13 protein-coding genes are annotated in these 15,301 nt (G+C 71.2%); 1 reads left to right on the top strand and 12 read right to left on the bottom strand.

Annotation, left to right across the window (positions count from 1 at the left end):
- Positions 1-232 precede the first annotated feature (232 nt).
- Entirely contained in the window at positions 233-1,366 is a 1,134-nt protein-coding gene (locus NON19_RS17630) for a carboxylate-amine ligase (RefSeq protein WP_255929172.1), read from the top strand.
- Between the two features lie 113 nt (positions 1,367-1,479).
- Here NON19_RS17630 and NON19_RS17625 read toward each other — a convergent pair whose 3' ends face one another.
- From NON19_RS17625 to NON19_RS17570, 12 genes are all read right to left on the bottom strand, one after another.
- Positions 1,480-2,670: a zinc-dependent alcohol dehydrogenase gene (locus NON19_RS17625; RefSeq protein WP_255929170.1), complete on the bottom strand. Its 1,191-nt coding sequence runs from the start codon at positions 2,668-2,670 to the stop codon at positions 1,480-1,482.
- Positions 2,671-2,675: 5 nt separating this feature from the next.
- Complete coding sequence (locus NON19_RS17620; protein WP_255929168.1) at positions 2,676-3,380, bottom strand: D-sedoheptulose-7-phosphate isomerase; 705 nt, start codon at positions 3,378-3,380, stop codon at positions 2,676-2,678.
- Entirely contained in the window at positions 3,377-4,624 is a 1,248-nt protein-coding gene (locus NON19_RS17615) for a glycosyltransferase (protein WP_255929166.1), read from the bottom strand. The genes NON19_RS17620 and NON19_RS17615 overlap by 4 nt, the downstream gene beginning before the upstream one ends.
- Positions 4,621-5,586, bottom strand: coding sequence for a glycosyltransferase (locus NON19_RS17610; protein ID WP_255929164.1), 966 nt, complete (start codon positions 5,584-5,586; stop codon positions 4,621-4,623). The genes NON19_RS17615 and NON19_RS17610 overlap by 4 nt, the downstream gene beginning before the upstream one ends.
- Positions 5,583-6,629: a glycosyltransferase family 9 protein gene (locus NON19_RS17605; RefSeq protein ID WP_255929162.1), complete on the bottom strand. Its 1,047-nt coding sequence runs from the start codon at positions 6,627-6,629 to the stop codon at positions 5,583-5,585. Before NON19_RS17605 ends, NON19_RS17610 begins: the two co-directional genes overlap by 4 nt.
- Complete coding sequence (locus NON19_RS17600) at positions 6,626-7,279, bottom strand: D-glycero-alpha-D-manno-heptose-1,7-bisphosphate 7-phosphatase (protein ID WP_308213703.1); 654 nt, start codon at positions 7,277-7,279, stop codon at positions 6,626-6,628. Before NON19_RS17600 ends, NON19_RS17605 begins: the two co-directional genes overlap by 4 nt.
- Positions 7,280-7,299: 20 nt before the next feature.
- Positions 7,300-8,373 (bottom strand): glycosyltransferase family 2 protein, encoded by a 1,074-nt coding sequence (locus tag NON19_RS17595; protein ID WP_255929160.1) that lies wholly within the window; start codon positions 8,371-8,373, stop codon positions 7,300-7,302.
- Entirely contained in the window at positions 8,370-10,043 is a 1,674-nt protein-coding gene (locus tag NON19_RS17590; protein WP_255929158.1) for a carbamoyltransferase family protein, read from the bottom strand. The genes NON19_RS17595 and NON19_RS17590 overlap by 4 nt, the downstream gene beginning before the upstream one ends.
- Before the next feature lie 57 nt (positions 10,044-10,100).
- A complete protein-coding gene (locus NON19_RS17585) occupies positions 10,101-11,060 on the bottom strand; it encodes an NAD-dependent epimerase/dehydratase family protein (RefSeq protein ID WP_255929156.1) in 960 nt (319 codons plus the stop codon).
- Positions 11,061-11,258: 198 nt separating this feature from the next.
- A complete protein-coding gene (locus NON19_RS17580) occupies positions 11,259-12,113 on the bottom strand; it encodes a SigB/SigF/SigG family RNA polymerase sigma factor (RefSeq protein WP_255929180.1) in 855 nt (284 codons plus the stop codon).
- 166 nt (positions 12,114-12,279) lie between these two features.
- Positions 12,280-13,407, bottom strand: a complete 1,128-nt coding sequence (locus NON19_RS17575; RefSeq protein ID WP_255929154.1) for an enolase C-terminal domain-like protein — start codon at positions 13,405-13,407, stop codon at positions 12,280-12,282.
- Entirely contained in the window at positions 13,404-15,209 is a 1,806-nt protein-coding gene (locus NON19_RS17570; protein WP_255929152.1) for a thiamine pyrophosphate-requiring protein, read from the bottom strand. Before NON19_RS17570 ends, NON19_RS17575 begins: the two co-directional genes overlap by 4 nt.
- Positions 15,210-15,301 lie beyond the last annotated feature (92 nt).

Below are 15,301 nucleotides of genomic sequence, written 5' to 3'. Positions count from 1 at the left end.
CGTCCGGGGTGAAGCACCAGCAAAAGACCGGTCCGCTCACGGCGCCGTCCACGGCGCCCGAGTACCCAGCCTGCGGGCAGCACGCCGCGATCGCGACCCGAGCCGACCACCGCAGCCAGGCGGCGTTCGGGGAGCATCATGGAAATGCGATGACTGGTTCACGCACAGCCGATCACTGTGCGTGGCTTTCGATGAGCCGAACGTTGCCCCCTTTGAGTGGTCAGGAGTGGGCATGGGTGAGCATTCGCTCCTGCGCCGTCGTGGTGGACGCGCGTTTGCCGGATGCCAAGTGCGCCGCCTGGGTGTGGAAGAGGAGCTTTTGCTGGTCGACCCGGACTCCGGCGCGGCGAAGGCGGTCGGCGGGCAGGTCATGGAGCTGTCCGGGAAGGCGAACGGGTTCCAGGCGGAACTTCAGTCAGAGCAGTTGGAAGTCGCCACCCGGCCGTGCGCTCAACTGGAGGAACTCGCCGAGCAAATCCGCGTGGGGCGCGCCGCGTTGTCGCGCGGCGCTCGCGAAGTGGGCGCCGAGGTGGCGGCGCTGGCCACCTCACCACTGGGGGTCGATCCCACGCTGAGCCGGTCGCGGCGCTACCGGCGGATGGCCGAGACGTTCGGCCTGACCACGCATGAGCAGCTCAGCTGTGGTTGCCACGTTCACGTCGAGGTGGAGTCGGACGAGGAGGGAGTCGCGGTCATCGACCGCATTCGGCCATGGCTGGCGCCACTCATCGCGCTGAGCGCGAACTCGCCGTACTGGCACGGCCGCGATACCGGTTACGCCAGTTATCGGTACCAGGTGTGGAGCCGCTGGCCGACCTCCGGTCCCACAGAGCTCTTCGGTTCGAGCAAGGCCTATCACGCACTGGTCGGCGAGTTGCTGCGCACACGCACCCTGCTGGACACGGGCATGATCTATTTCGACGCGCGGCTGTCCCACCACTGTCCCACGGTGGAGGTCCGGGTTCCCGATGTCTGCCTGGAGGCGGACGACGCGGTTCTGGTGGCGGCACTCGTCCGGGGGCTCGTGGAGACCGCGGCGCGGGATTGGCGCGATGGCCGCCCCGCGGACCCCGTCTCCGCCCAGGTCCTGCGGCTCGCTGCCTGGCGGGCCAGCCGCTTCGGTCTGTACGGGCGGCTGCTCCACCCGCTGACGCACACCCCGGCCGCCGCCGCCGAGGTGCTGCGGGCGCTGCTGCGTCACGTCTGGCGGACGCTGCCCGAAGACGACGCGATGACCACCGAACGCCTGCTGGGCCAGGTGCTCAGCCGGGGCACCGGCGCGGGGTTCCAGCGGACGGCTTTCGCCGCACGCCACTCGATGGCCGACGTCTCCCGGGCCTCGGTCGTCCGCACCACGGCACGGTGACGTGCGGCGACGGCACGGCTGGCCCGGCGTGGCGGGCGCGAGCCGAGCCGGTGCCCTGTTCGCTGCCGACGATCAAGGACGCGACTATCAAGGACGCGGGACGCCGACGACGTTCAGGGGTGCAGGAGGATCTTGGTCGCGCTGTCCGCCTTCTTCTGGAAGATCTCGTAGGCCTTGGGGGCGTCGTCCAGCGGCATGTGGTGGCTCGCGAACGTATCGACGCCTAGGGGGTCGTCGTCGGTGAGCAGGGGGAGGATCTCATCGCTCCAGCGGCGGACGTTGGCCTGGCCCATGCGCAGCTGGAGTTGTTTGTCGAACATGGTCATCATCGGCAGCGGATCGACCGCACCGCCGTACACCCCGCTGACCGAGATCGTGCCGCCCCGGCGCGCCATCGCGATGGCCAGGTGCAGTGCGCTCAGCCGGTCCACTCCCGCTTTCTGCGTCAGCCACGCCGCCCAGCTGTGCGGCAGCAGCCCGACGGCCGCCTGGGCGAGCGCGCCCGCGTGGCCGCCGTGCGCCTCGGTGCCCACCGCGTCGATGACCGCGTCGGGACCGCGGCCCGCCGTCAGCTCGCGCACCGCGTCGAGCAGGGCGCCCTGGCTGTCGAACGTCTCCAGGTCCAGGGCGGTCACGCCGTCCTGGCGAGCGCCGTCGAGCCGTTCGGGGACCCGGTCCACGCCGATCACCGCGGCGGCGCCGAGGTGGAAGGCGACCCGGCACGCCATGCGGCCGATCGGGCCCAGCCCCAGAACAGCGAGCGTGCCGCCCTCGGACAGCCCGGCGTAGCGCACCGCCTGCCAGGCGGTGGGCAGGACGTCGGAGAGGTAGACGAACCGCTCGTCGGGTGGCCCGTGCGGGACCTTGATCGGTCCGAACTGCGCCTGCGGAACCCGCAGGTACTCGGCCTGCGCGCCGGGCACCGCGCCGTAGAGCCTGGTGTACCCGAAGAGCGCGGCGCCCGTCCCCTCTTCCTTGACCTGCGTGGTCTCGCACTGGGTGGGGAGGCCTTCGCCGCACATGAAGCAGGTGCCGCAGGCGATCTGGAACGGGACCACGACCCGGTCGCCCGCCGTGAGACCGGGTACCGCGGGGCCGACTTCCTCCACGATGCCGATCGGCTCGTGTCCGAGGATGTCGCCCTCGGTCATGAAAGGGGTGAGCACTTCGTACAGATGCAGATCCGAACCGCACAGTCCGCTGGACGTGATGCGCACGATCGCGTCCGTTGGCTCCTTGATCGCGGGATCGGGGACGGTGTCCACGCGTACGTCGCGCTTGCCGTGCCATACGGTTGCCCGCACGGTGATCACCTCCTGTCCGCGGTTGCCGGATCAGGCTGGTGGTCCGCGGCGCCGCCGAGCGGGCGCACGGAGATGGTCTCGTCGGCCGCGGCGCTGGCCACCGCAGCGTCGAACGCCTCGCAGAGCAGATGCAGGGCGACCAGATGGGTTTCCTGCACGGTCGCGGTGTGTTCGGCGTTGACGCACAGTGCGGCATCCGCCCGGGTGGCCAGCGGATTGGGACGCGGTCCGGTCATCGCCCACACCACCAGGTCGCGCTCGTGCGCGGCGTCGGCGGCCCGTAGCAGGTTGGGGCTGCGCCCCGAGGTGGACATCAGCACCAGCACGTCACCGGGGCGGCCATGCGCGGCCACCTGCCGCGCGAACAACTCCTCGAACCCGTAGTCGTTGCCGATGGCGGTGACACTGGAGGTTTCGGCGTGCAGGGAGATCGCCGAGAACGCGGGGCGGTCGGCTCGGTACCGGCCGACCAGTTCCGCGGTCAGGTGCTGTGCCTGTGCGGCGCTGCCGCCGTTTCCCGCGGCCAGCAGCCGACCCCCACCGGACAGGACGCCCGCCAGTAGCCGCCCCCATCCGGTGAGCAGGGGGGCGTGTTCGCGGCGCAGTTCCACCAGGGCGCCTTGCAGGACGAGGCAGTGCTCGGCGGCCGGATCCGCGCAGCGCCGTTCGGCGTTCCGGATGCCCGTGGTGTTGTCGAAGGAGGGATTCATCGTGCCGTCCCGGTGTCGGTGGCCTGGGTACGGATGGCCGGTCCCCGCGGGGCGTTGACCAGGGCCTCGTCGTAGACGCGTTCGGTGGCCGCCGCCACCCGGTCCCAACTGAACCGCCGCAGCACCCGGCGCCGTCCGGCAGCGCCATAGGCGGCCCGCAGCCGTGGGGAACCGAGCAACTCCCTGATGGCGTTGGCCAGTTCGACGGCGTTCGCCGGGGTGACCAGCCGTCCGGTGGTGCCATGGGCGACCGTGTCCAGGTGGCCGCCGACGGCACTGGCGACCACGGGCACCGCGCAGGCCATCGCCTCCAGTGGTGTGATGCCGAACGGTTCGTACACCGACGGGCACAGCACCAGATCGGCGCTGCGCATTAGGGCGGGCATGTCCTTGCGCGGTATGCCGCCCAGCATGACCAGCCGGTCGCCGACCCCGGCTTCGGCGGCCAGTTTGGCCAGCCGTCGGGCCTCCGGATCGCCTGCCAGCCGTTCCAGCGGGGGGCCGCCCGCGACCAGCAGTTCCGCGGCCGGAACCTGGGCGAGCGCGGCGATCGCCAGGTCCGTGCCCTTGCGCGGAACCAGGCGCCCGACCTGGAGCAGCCGCGGCCATTCGTGCCGTTCCGCCGTGTCGCCATGGGGGGCGAAGCGGTTGACGTCCACGCCGCAGGGCACCACGCGCACATGTTCTGTGGGGATACCCATGGCGTGCAGCTCGCGCACCTCGTCGCGGCAGGTGGCGATGATGCGGTGGCACGCGCGCCCGATGGCGATCTCAAGGCTGATCCGGTTCGGCGGGCTGGTGTCGGCCGTCCCTTGGTGGCGGCGCTTGACGGTGCCCAGGGCGTGGTAGGTGTGGACCACCGGAACGCCGAGGTCATGGGCTCCGCGCAGGGCGGCCAGACCGGACATCCAGAAGTGCGAGTGCACCAGGTCCGGTGGGTGGTGTGACCAGTGGCGGTCCAGGTAGACGCCGAACTTCCCCATGTGGGGGAGGAGTTCGTCCTTGGGTATTCGCCGTGGTGGGCCCGCTGGTACGTGGTGCACGGTGACACCGTCGCGCAGCGGAATCTCGGTGGGCAGGGTTCTGCTGTCGCGCCGGGTGTAGACGGTGACCTCGTGTCCCCGGTCGGCGAGAGCCCCGGCGAGCGCCGCCACGTGCACGTTCTGCCCGCCCGCGTCCACCTCGCCCAGCGCGGACAGGGGGCTGGCGTGTTCGGAGACCAGGGCGACCTTCAGTTGCGTCATCGACGGCTCACCTCTTCCAGAACTCGGTCCCAGTCGGACAGGAACCGCTTCAGCCCGTACCGCTCCAGTGCCACCTGGCGTGCCCGGGTGCCGTGCGCGGCCGCGACATCGCGATCACGGACATAGGTGCGCACGGCGGCCACCAGTTCCTCGGGGTCGGTGGAGACGACCCCCGCGCTCGCGGGAACCGCGCGTACCACCTCGGTGGTGGCCAGCGCGACCACGGGCATGCCCAGGTGCATGGCCTCCAGCAGGGACAACCCCAAAGAGGTCCAGCGCACCGGGTGGACGTACACCCGGCGCTCGGCCAGGGCGGTGTGCAGCCCGGCCTGCGGAAGGTCACTGGTGTGGCAGCGGTCCGCAGGCAGGCCGAGGTGCGCGGCGAGGCCCTCGGTGCACATGCCGAACACGTCGAGCACCGCTGCCTGGCAGAACCGCGGCAGCAGATCGGTGCCGGTGGTGCGGCCGCGTCTGATGGGTTCGTTGACCACCACCGCCGCGTGCGGTAGGCGGCCGGTGTAGCGGTGACCGGGGTCCGGGATGCCGTGTTCGATGACTTCGGTGCGGGTGCCGCCGTTGTCCCAGAACAGCCGGTTGAAGTGAGTGACGTGGACCAGTGTCACATCGTCGCGGTCGGCCATCGGATGGCGGGTGTCGGGCACCTGGCCGTGCGGCGCGTTGTGTTCGAGGTAGACGGCGGGGATGTCCCTGCCCGGGCGCCGTCCCAGCCATCGCCGTACCAACTCCTCCTCGTGGGGGCGCTGGAGCACCACCACGTCCGGTTCGGCGTCCGCCAGCAGGTCCGGTGGCAGTTCCCTGACCGACTCAGGCCAGGCGAAAGTGTGCGCGCGCCCGAGGCCGTCCGGCCCCCGGTCCGGTGTCACCGGGAGCAGATAGCTGTGCGGTCCCTGGACGAACGCGGTCGTCCAGGAGCCGTGAACATGCCATAGCAGGATTCTCACGCGGTCACCTCCCGCGCTGGTGGTGGCTTGGTGTGCAGGTTCTGGGAAGCGACAAGCCGGTCCACGGCCCTGACGATCTCCTGGGACGTGATGGAGTCCAGGCACGGATGGCCCGGCACAGGGCAACGGCGGGCCCGGCTCCCGGCGCAGGCCGCGTTCTGCTGACCGAGGATCACATGCCGCACCCCGTAGGGCCGCCAGCGCTCGACGGGCACGACGGGGGAGAACAACGAGACGACGGGAGCGCCCACGGCCGCCGCGAGGTGTGCCGGTCCGGTGTTGCCGACGACGACCGCTTCGGCACCGGCGAGCACCCCGGCCAACTCGGCGAGCCCGGTACGGCCGCCCAGGTCGAGCGCGCGACCGCCGGCGACCGCCGCGGTGAGCGCCACCTCGTCCGGACCGCCGGTGACGACCACCCGGTGACCCGCGGCGGTCAGGGCACGTACCACCGAGGCCATCCGCCCCGCGCTGGGCATGCGCGCTGGGACGGACGCGCCGGGGTGCACCACCACATAGGCCCCGGAACCCGTCAGCGGCCGGGCGCTAGGCGGGGTCAGGATTCTCAGTCGCCCGTCGTCTCCGCGCGGCAGCGGGAAGCCGTCGGCCGCCGCCAGGTCCAGCGCCGCCTGTACCTCGTGCCGTCCGGCGGCTCTTTGGTGGCGTAGGTCCAGCAGGCTGCCGGGGTAGTCCTCGCTGTCGGCCACGATCCGCGGTACCCCGGCCAGACGCAGCAACAGCGCCGCGGGGAGGGGGCTTTGGTGGTACGAGGTCAGGACCAAGGCGCGGTCGAAGCGGCGCAGTGTGAGGACGCGCAGGAGTTCCCGCACGTCCTCGGGGCACACCTCGGGCGGGTTGTAGCCGACCCAGGGCGCCTCCCACACCAGCACCTCGTCGATGCCGGGCAGCAGCCTGGCGGCGGCGGCTCCCTGGGGCCCGCACAGCATGGTGACGCTGCTGGATCCGGCGGCCACCGCGCGCACGGCGGGACCGGCGAGCAGTACGTCGCCGAGATTGTCCAGGCGGAGCACCAAGGTCCTCATCGGCTGGCCTCCGGCTCGCCGCCCAGCAGGGCCAGTACCGCCGTCAGCAGCGTGGGGGCCGTCTCTGCCGCGGCGGCCACCTCGCGCGGGTCGGTCTGCTCGTTCGGCACCAGAATGCCGCGGGCACCGGCGGCGCGAGCGGCGTCGACGTCGGCCCCGATGTCCCCGATCACGGCGGTCCGCTGGCGCTCGACGCCCAGCCGCGCCACGGCGGTGTGGATCAGCCCCGGGGCGGGTTTGCGGCAACGGCAGCCGTCGTACGGACCGTGCGGGCAGACCACCCAGATGTCGAACGGCCCGAGCAACTCCTCCACCCGCCGCCGCACCGCGTCGACGTCCGCGCGCGTGAGCAGTCCGCGGGCGATGCCGGACTGGTTGCTGACGACCCCCAGCAGGATGCCGTGGCGGCGCAGCGCCGACAGCGCCCGGCGCGCTCCGGGCACCGGCCGCACCCGCTCGGGGGCACCGTTGTACGGCACGTCCTCGATGAGTGTGCCGTCACGGTCGAAGAGCACCGCGGTCGGCAGCGCGGCGGAGACGGCGCGGCGAGTGCTGGAAGCGGAGCGGTGGGCGAGGACCAGCGGCGCATCGGTGTCCGGGCAGGCCGGTGCCGCCCGTTCCGCCGCTGCTGGCCCGCAGCCAGGTGCCATCGGCCTTCGCGAGCCCGTCATCATCCGCGCACCCGCTGCCTGTCGACGGGCTGACGCGTGCACGCCGCCGTACCGGTACTGCTCGCACCGCCGGGCGAGGCCGCCCGCCACGGTCGTACGCCGCGGTGGCGCCACCAGCCACGCAGCCAGTGACCACAGGCCGCGGGCGGGATCAGCGCACTGGTGAGCAGCATGTCCGTCACTTCCCGGGCGGTGCGCGGACCGCGAAGGATCCGGGTCAACGCCAACTCGGTGGTACCGGCGAGCCAAACCGCCGCCAGCGCCCCGGCCGTACGCGGCCGACGGCCAGCCACGCAGACGGCGGCCGCCACTCCGGCGCCGGTGACCGCCAGGTGGACCGGCAGCCGACCGCGCCCGGCTCCGGCCCTGCGCCACCAGCCGCGTCCGTGCAGCCGCGTCATCAACACGTCGTCCGCGTTGCCCGCTTGGGCCCGCACCGACATCCAGCGGTCGGTTTGGCGCACGGGGTGTTCCGTCTCCCGGCAGCCGACGACCAGAGTCCATCCCGCGTCCTCCACCCGCAGCGCGAGGTCGGCGTCCTCCCGGAAGGCTCGCCGGAAGCGCTCGTCGAACCCGCCCACCGCTTCCAGGGCCTGGCGGCGGTAGGCCATGTCGGCGGTGATCCATCGGGCGGTGGCCAACGAGCCGGTGCAGCGCTCCCAGTCGGTCGGCGCGCGGTCGCGGGGCAGCGGAACCCGGATGCGGCCCTGCACACCACCGGTGCGCGGCGTCGCCCCGATAAGGTCCCGGGCCAGTTCACGGGCCCAGTGCGCACCGGGCAGCGTGTCGTCGTCGAGGAAGACGACCCACGGCTGTGTGGTGGCGCTCCATCCTGCGTTGCGGGCGGCAGCCGGGCCGTTGCCGCAACTCGCGACGATCTCCACTCGGTCGCGCAGCGCCATGGGGATCGTCACCGGCAGCGGGTGACAGTCCGTCAGCGGCCGGTCATCGGCGATGACCACCTGGCGCGGCGGTGGTCCGACACTGTCGGCCAACGCGGCCAGGCACACGTTCAAACTGGGCCGCCCGATCGTCGGGATGACCACCGCGTAGGGGAGTTCGCTCTCGCTCACGGCAGTTCCTCCCCCGCGGCCCGGTCGCGGTCGAACATCCGGGCCCGCCGCACCGCGAACGGGCCGATGGCCAACAGGTCGACCGGGCTCGAACCGAAGCACTCCAGCGCGTCGCGCGGATCGTCGACCATCGGGCGTCCGGCCGTGTTGAGGCTCGTGTTGACCACCACCGGCAGCCCGGTACGACGTTCGAACTGCCGCAGCATCCTGGCGACCAGGGGTTCGCGCTTGGGGTCCACCGTCTGGATGCGGGCGGTGCCGTCCACGTGTACGACGGCGGGGATGCGCTCGCGCCATGGCTCGGCCACGTGGTGGACGAAGAGCATGTACGGGCTGGGCAAGGGGCCGTCGAAGATCTCGGCGGCCCGATCGGCGAGCACCATGGGGGCCACCGGGCGGAACTGCTCGCGGCCCTTGACGTCATTGAGCCGCTCCAGGTTTCCCGCATGTCCGGGATGGGCCAGCAGCGAGCGGTGTCCCAGGGCGCGCGGCCCGAACTCGGCGCGGCCCTGGAACCAGGCGACGATGGCGTTGTCCGCCAGAGCGTCGGCGACCGTGGCCGCGATGTCGGCGGGCCGCTCGTAGCAGACCGCGGCCCGCTTCAGCCACGCCTCCAACTCGGCGTCCGACCAGCCCCGGCCGAGGTCCGCGCCGGGCATGGGACGCGGTCGGTCGCCGCCGATCGCCGCGATCCGCAGCGCCGAGCCGAGCGCGGTCCCGGCATCACCCGCCGCGGGCTGCACCCACACCTTGTCGAACGGGCCCTCGCGCGCGATGCGCGAGTTGGCGACGCAGTTGAGTGCCACGCCCCCGGCCATGGCCAGCAACCGGTCATGGGTGCGCCCGTGCAGCCAGCGCACGAGGTCGAGGAGCACTTCCTCCAGCACCTTCTGGGCCGAGGCGGCGAGGTCGGCGTGCTGCTGGTTCCACGCCTCGTCGCCGCCGCGCGGTGGGGCGAACTGCGCCCAGGGCACGCCGGTCGCGTGGAACCCGCCGTCACCGGTGGCGTACACGTAGCGGCGCAGTTCGGCCGCCATGCGCGGAGTTCCGTAGGCGGCGAGCGCCATCACCTTGTACTCGTCGCTGGAGCGCAGGAATCCGAGGTGCTCGGTGAGCTCTTCGTAGACCAGACCCAGGGAGTGCGGCAGGCGCTGGCCCGCCAGGGGTTCCAGGTGCCCGCCGGTGCGGCGCGCGGCCAGGTGGGAGGTCGACTCTCCGCGACCGTCCAGCACGAGTACCGAGCAGGGGTCGGCGTCACCGTCCACGGCGTACGCGGCCGAGGCGGCGTGGGCCTCGTGGTGCGGCACGAAGGAGACCTGTTGCGGGGCGAGCCCGGCAAGCGCCTCGGCGAGGAACGCGGGTGCCTCGCGGGCGTAGGTCTGCCGTAGGTGGTCCCACGGGTCGTCCAGCCCCAACTCGTACGCGTCCTCGGCCAGTAGCGGGTCGTAGGAGTAGCCGACCAGATCGATGTCCTGGGGCCGAAGACTCGCCTCCGACAGGCACCAGGCGATGGCGCGTTCGGGAAGTTCCCACGCCGAGAAGGGCACCGGCCGTTTGCCGTGCTTGCGTCGGGAGAACCGCTCCTCCTCCGCCGCGGCGACCACCCGTCCGTCGACGACGAGAGCCGCGGCAGGGTCGTGGAAGAGGGCGTTGACGCCCAGGATTCGCATGGTGGTGCCTTTCGTCCGCTGGCCGGCCGCTTGACGCCCGCAGCGGTGGTCGGTCGGTCAGGCCTCCGGGTGGTCGCGGAACCAGGCGACGGTGCGGGCCAGCCCCTCACGGGCGGGTGTGCGCGGCTCCCACTGGAGCTTGTCGCGCGCCAGGGCGATGTCCGGGCAGCGAACTGATGGGTCGTCAGTAGGGCGCTCGACGAAGTGGATCCGTGATGGTGAGTCGCACAACTCGATGACCAGCCGGGCCAGTTCGAGCATGCTCAGTTCGGTGGCGTTGCCGATGTTGATCGGGCCCGACAGCTCCGAACCTGCCACGGCCAGCACCCCTTCGACGGTGTCATCGACGTAGGTGATGGACCGCGTCTGCCTGCCGTCACCGGTGACGGTCAACGGCTCAGCGGCAAGCGCCTGCCGGATGAAGGTCGGTACGGCACGGCCGTCGCGGGCCCGCATACGCGGCCCGTAGGCGTTGAACAGCCGCACGATCGCGGTGTCGACGCCATGCACACCGGCCTCGGCCGTGGTGAGCGCCTCCGCGTACCGCTTCGCCTCGTCGTACACGCTGCGGGGGCCGACCGGATTGACGTTGCCCCAGTAGCTCTCATTTTGCGGATGCTGTTGCGGGTCGCCGTACACCTCGGAGGTCGAGGCGAACAGGAAGCGCGCTTGGTGCTCTCTCGCGAGCGCCAGCGCGTGCGCGGTGCCGAGGCTGCCCGCCTCAAGGGTGTGCAGCGGCAGCCTCAGATAGTCGGCCGGTGACGCGGGCGAGGCGAAGTGGAGCACCAGGTCCACCGGATCCGGCACGGCGAACGGCTTGGTGACATCGGCTCGCAGCAGGGTGAAGCCATCGCGTTCGGCCAAATGGGCGACATTGGCGGGGGAGCCCGTGCAGAAGTCATCCACACAGATCACCTGCGTACCTTGCTCGATGAGGGCCGTACACAGGTGAGAGCCGACGAATCCCGCTCCGCCGGTCACCACCGCCCTGGTCCACCGTCGCCTGGGAGCCCGCATGGCTTCTCCTCCTGGTCGGTAGAGCGCCTCGGCGCGGGCCGAAGCCGATCGTGCCGCCGTGATGGCGTCTGAGTTCTTAGCCTGCGCGAGTCATCACCGTTCCGCGACCCGAGGGAGTCTCACACCGTCGCGTTCCGTCGCCGCGACCGTGCGCGGACAGGGATGTCGCCGGGAGGGTGCCGGGGGCGGGCGCAGGTGTCACACGTCCAGCAGGACCTCTTGGCGCAGCCGGGCGCAGGTGCGGCTGATGAGCCGTGAGACGTGCATCTGCGACATGCCCATGGTGTGCGCTATCTGGTCCTGGGTCATGTCATGGAAGAAGCGCAGGTACAGGATGTGCCGCTCCCGCGCGGGCAGGCGCCGCAGACACGGTTTGACCGCCTCGCGGTCGATGACCTTCTCGGTGGCGGGGTCGGCGCAGCCCAGCGCGTCGACCAGCGTGCAGCCGTCGGAACTGGGCAGTTCGGCGTCGAGGGAGAGCGTCGAGAAGCTGTTGATCGCCTCCATGCCGAGCAGCACCTCGTCCTCGGTCAGGCCGCTGTGCGAGGCGATCTCCGCTACCGTCGGCCCGTGACTGTCGACGCCGTGCAGCAGTTCTCGTTCCGAGACGCGCACCTTGTTGCGCAACTCCTGCACCCGGCGGGGGACGTGCAGCCCCCACAGGTGGTCGCGGAAGTGCCTCTTGATCTCACCCACCACGGTGGGGATCGCATAGCTCGGGAACGAGCTGCCGCGCTCGGGATCGTAGCGGTCGACCGCCTTCATCAGGCCCAGCGCCGCCACCTGCTGAAGGTCTTCCAGCGCTTCCCCACGGTTGCGGAACCGGTACGCCAGCCGCTCGGCCAACGGAATCCAGGCGGTGATGACCTCCTGCCGCAGAGCGTCGCGCTCCGGTCCGTCGGGTAGCCGGGAGAGGCGGTGCAAAGCCGCGGAGGTGTCCGGCACGTCAGGCTGGTGGCGCGGTGGACCAACTCCGCTCGGCTGCTCGGGACCGTGGGGTCGAGACGGTGCGGGGGAGGAACTGTTGGGACAAGGTGCACACGAACGACGCATCGGTGTCACACAGCTCTCTGTAACGCTTGGCGACAGTCCATGCTGGTGTCTGGGTCGCACTGGCCTTCGGCGTGCGTCCCACCCCATCGTCCCTCAGCCGTCGGTTGTTGTCCTTCTCACCCACGGCTACCGGCCGTCTCTGTGCGAAACCGGTCGCTCATCGCGGTCACGCGGTGCGATAGGCGGCGGCTTGTTCGGCGCGCAGCGTCAGTCCGTGTCCTGGTGCGCCGTTAGCGCCCGGTGTCACGCTTCCACCACCGGGATCGAGCGTTCCGTCGAACAGGAGCCGCTCGACGCGCACATGGTCGTGGAACCACTCCACATGCCGCAGGTTGGGCACGGCGGCGACGGCATGCGCGTGGGCGTGTGGGGCGCAGTGCGCGGAGATCTGCAGGCCCGCGGCCTGGGCCAGGGCCGCCGCACGCAGCCAGACGGTGATTCCGCCGCACCGGGTGACATCCGCCTGCAGGCAGTCCACGGCCTCGGCCCGCAGCAGACCGGCGAAGTGCGCGAGCGTGTAGCCGTACTCGCCGGCCGCGACATCGGCCGGGACGGCGGCGCGGATCTGCGCGAGACCGGTCGCGTCGTCGGAGGAGACGGGTTCCTCGAACCAGGTGACGGCGTGCTCGGCAAGGCAGTCGGCGAGGCGGATCGCCTGCTTGCGGCCGTAGCCGCCGTTGGCGTCGACGTACAGCTCCGCGGCGTCGCCGATGCTCCTACGAGCCTTGGCGATGCGTTCGCGGTCGCGTCCTTCGGCCTGCCCCCAGGACTCGCCGACCTTGATCTTGACGCGTGGGATGGCCTGCTCCCGCACCCAGTGGCGCAGTTGCCCGTCCTGCCGCCGGTCGTCGTACGTGGTGAAGCCGCCGCTGCCGTACACCGGTACCTGACGGTTCGTCGCGCCGAGCAGGGCGGTGAGCGGCATGTGCAGAAGCCGGGCCTTGAGATCCCACAGCGCGATGTCGACCGCCGAGATCGCCGCCGCGACCAGACCCGGGCGACCGGCGTTGCGCACCGCCCGCTGCATGGCCTCGTTCGCCGCGGGCACGTGCCACACCGGCCGACCCGTCACCTCGCCTGCCAGCACCTCGTGTACGACCCGTGCGGTGACGGCGGGCGCGTAGGTGTACCCGAGGCCGGTGGCATCCCCGGAGTGTGCCGTCACCACGATGAGCGTGGTGGCGTTCCAGGCGAGGGTGCCGTCGGCCTCGGGAGCGTCGGTGGGGACGGTGTAGGCGGCGGCCTCCACCGCTTCGACGCACGGCCCGTCCCCGTCCAACCCCGCGGCGTTCACGGCTTGTCCGGGCCCTGCTTGCCGCCGGGAAGGACCTCCTGCGCCTTCGCCTTGATGCCCTGCTTCATCACATCGAGACGGTCACTGTCGCCCTTGATGACGGCGGCCGCGGCGGCCTCGATCTGGTCGAGGGTGGCGTGCGGCGGGATGGGCGGTACGGCCGGGTCGGTGCGGAACTCCAGGACGAACGGCCGCCGTGCGTCCAGCGCGCGCCGCCAGCCGCTCTCCACCTCGTCCGGCTTCTCCACCCGCAGGCCGTCCAGGCCGATGGACCGGGCGAAGTCGGCGTAGGGGACGTCCGGCAGGCTCTGCGAGGGCAGGAACTGCGGGGCGCCGGACATGGCCCGCATCTCCCATGTCACCTGGTTGAGGTCCTGGTTGTTGAGGACGGCGACGATCAGTTGCGGGTTGTCCCACTCCTGCCAGTACCTGGTCGCGGTGATCATTTCGGCCATGCCGTTCATCTGCATGGCGCCGTCACCGACGATGGCGATGGCCGGGCGCTCGGGGTGCGCGAACTTGGCGCCGATCACATAGGGGACGCCGGGGCCCATGGTGGCCAGGGTGCCGGACAGCGAGCCGCGCATCCGGCCGCGAATGCGCAGGTGCCGGGCGTACCAGTTGGCGGCGGAGCCCGAGTCCGCGGCCAGGATCACATCGTCGGGCAGCAGCCGGTCCAGCGCGTGCACTACGTACTCCGGGTTGATGGGATCGGCGCTGACGGCCGCCCGCCGCTGCATGACCTCCCACCAGCGCGCGGTGTCCTTCTCGATCTTCTGCCGCCACTTGCTGTCGCTCTTGCGGCGCAACTGCGGGATCAGCCGCCGCAGCGTCTCGCGGGCGTCGCCCACCAGGTTGACTTCGAACGGGTAGCGCAGACCCACCATGTGCGGGTCGATGTCGATCTGTACGGCGCGGGCCTGGTCCAGCTCCGGCAGGAACTGCGTGTAGGGGAAGCTGGATCCGATGACCAGCAGCGTGTCGCAGTCCCGCATCAGTTCGTAACTGGGCCGGGTGCCCAACAACCCGATGGCACCGGTGACATACGGCAGGTCATCGGGGAACGCGTCCTTGCCGAGCAGCGCCTTGGCCACGCCCGCGCCCAGTACGTCCGCGACCTGCTCGACCTCGGCCCGTGCGCCACGGGCGCCCTGGCCGATGAGGATGGCCACCTTCTCACCGGCGTTGAGGACTTCGGCGGCGCGGCTGATCTCCGACTCGGCCGGGATGGGGGCGTACTGGGCGATGCCCAGACTGGACGGCACCATCTTGAAGGCGTGCTGCGGCGGGGTGTAGTCCAACTCCTGTACGTCGGCCGGGATGATGACGGCGGTCACCGTACGTTGGGCCTGGGCGATGCGCAGCGCCCGGTCCAGGACGTTGGGCAACTGCTCGGGGACCATGACCATTTCACAGAACTCGCTGGCCACGTCCTTGTAGAGGCTGAGCAGGTCCACCTCCTGCTGGTAGGAGCCGCCCATGGCGCTTCGGTTGGTCTGCCCGACGATGGCGACCACCGGAACGTGGTCGAGCTTGGCGTCGTACAGGCCGTTGAGCAGGTGGATGGCACCGGGCCCGGAAGTCGCCGCGCAGACGCCGATCCGGCCGGAGAACTTCGCGTAGCCGACCGCTTCGAACGCGGCCATCTCCTCGTGACGGGCCTGGACGAACCGCGGCTTGTTGTCCGCGCGCCCCCAGGCCGCGAGCAGCCCGTTGATGCCGTCTCCCGCGTAGGCGAAGACATGCTCCACGCCCCAGTCACGGAGTCGTTCGAGTACGTAGTCGGAGACCTTGGTCGACACGGATTCTTCCCTTCGCTGATGAGGCCGCGTGATGGTCGTTGTCAGTACGTTGCCGAGCGTGTCGCCGATCCTCGCCACGACAGGCGCCTGCG

It is taken from the genome of Streptantibioticus rubrisoli (assembly GCF_024436055.1).
Taxonomy (GTDB): Bacteria; Actinomycetota; Actinomycetes; order Streptomycetales; family Streptomycetaceae; genus Streptantibioticus_A; species Streptantibioticus_A rubrisoli.
This window is presented reverse-complemented; position numbering and strand designations above follow the sequence as displayed.

What these genes read in the sequence shown, in the direction of transcription:
- NON19_RS17620 (WP_255929168.1), bottom strand. Translation starts at nt 3,380, where the DNA reads ATGAATCCCTCCTTCGACAACACCACGGGCATCCGGAACGCCGAACGG.
- NON19_RS17585 (WP_255929156.1), bottom strand. Translation starts at nt 11,060, where the DNA reads ATGCGGGCTCCCAGGCGACGGTGGACCAGGGCGGTGGTGACCGGCGGA.
- NON19_RS17590 (WP_255929158.1), bottom strand. Translation starts at nt 10,043, where the DNA reads ATGCGAATCCTGGGCGTCAACGCCCTCTTCCACGACCCTGCCGCGGCT.
- NON19_RS17605 (WP_255929162.1), bottom strand. Translation starts at nt 6,629, where the DNA reads ATGAGGACCTTGGTGCTCCGCCTGGACAATCTCGGCGACGTACTGCTC.
- NON19_RS17580 (WP_255929180.1), bottom strand. Translation starts at nt 12,113, where the DNA reads ATGCGTCGTTCGTGTGCACCTTGTCCCAACAGTTCCTCCCCCGCACCG.
- NON19_RS17630 (WP_255929172.1), top strand. Translation starts at nt 233, where the DNA reads ATGGGTGAGCATTCGCTCCTGCGCCGTCGTGGTGGACGCGCGTTTGCC.
- NON19_RS17615 (WP_255929166.1), bottom strand. Translation starts at nt 4,624, where the DNA reads ATGACGCAACTGAAGGTCGCCCTGGTCTCCGAACACGCCAGCCCCCTG.
- NON19_RS17600 (WP_308213703.1), bottom strand. Translation starts at nt 7,279, where the DNA reads ATGGCACCTGGCTGCGGGCCAGCAGCGGCGGAACGGGCGGCACCGGCC.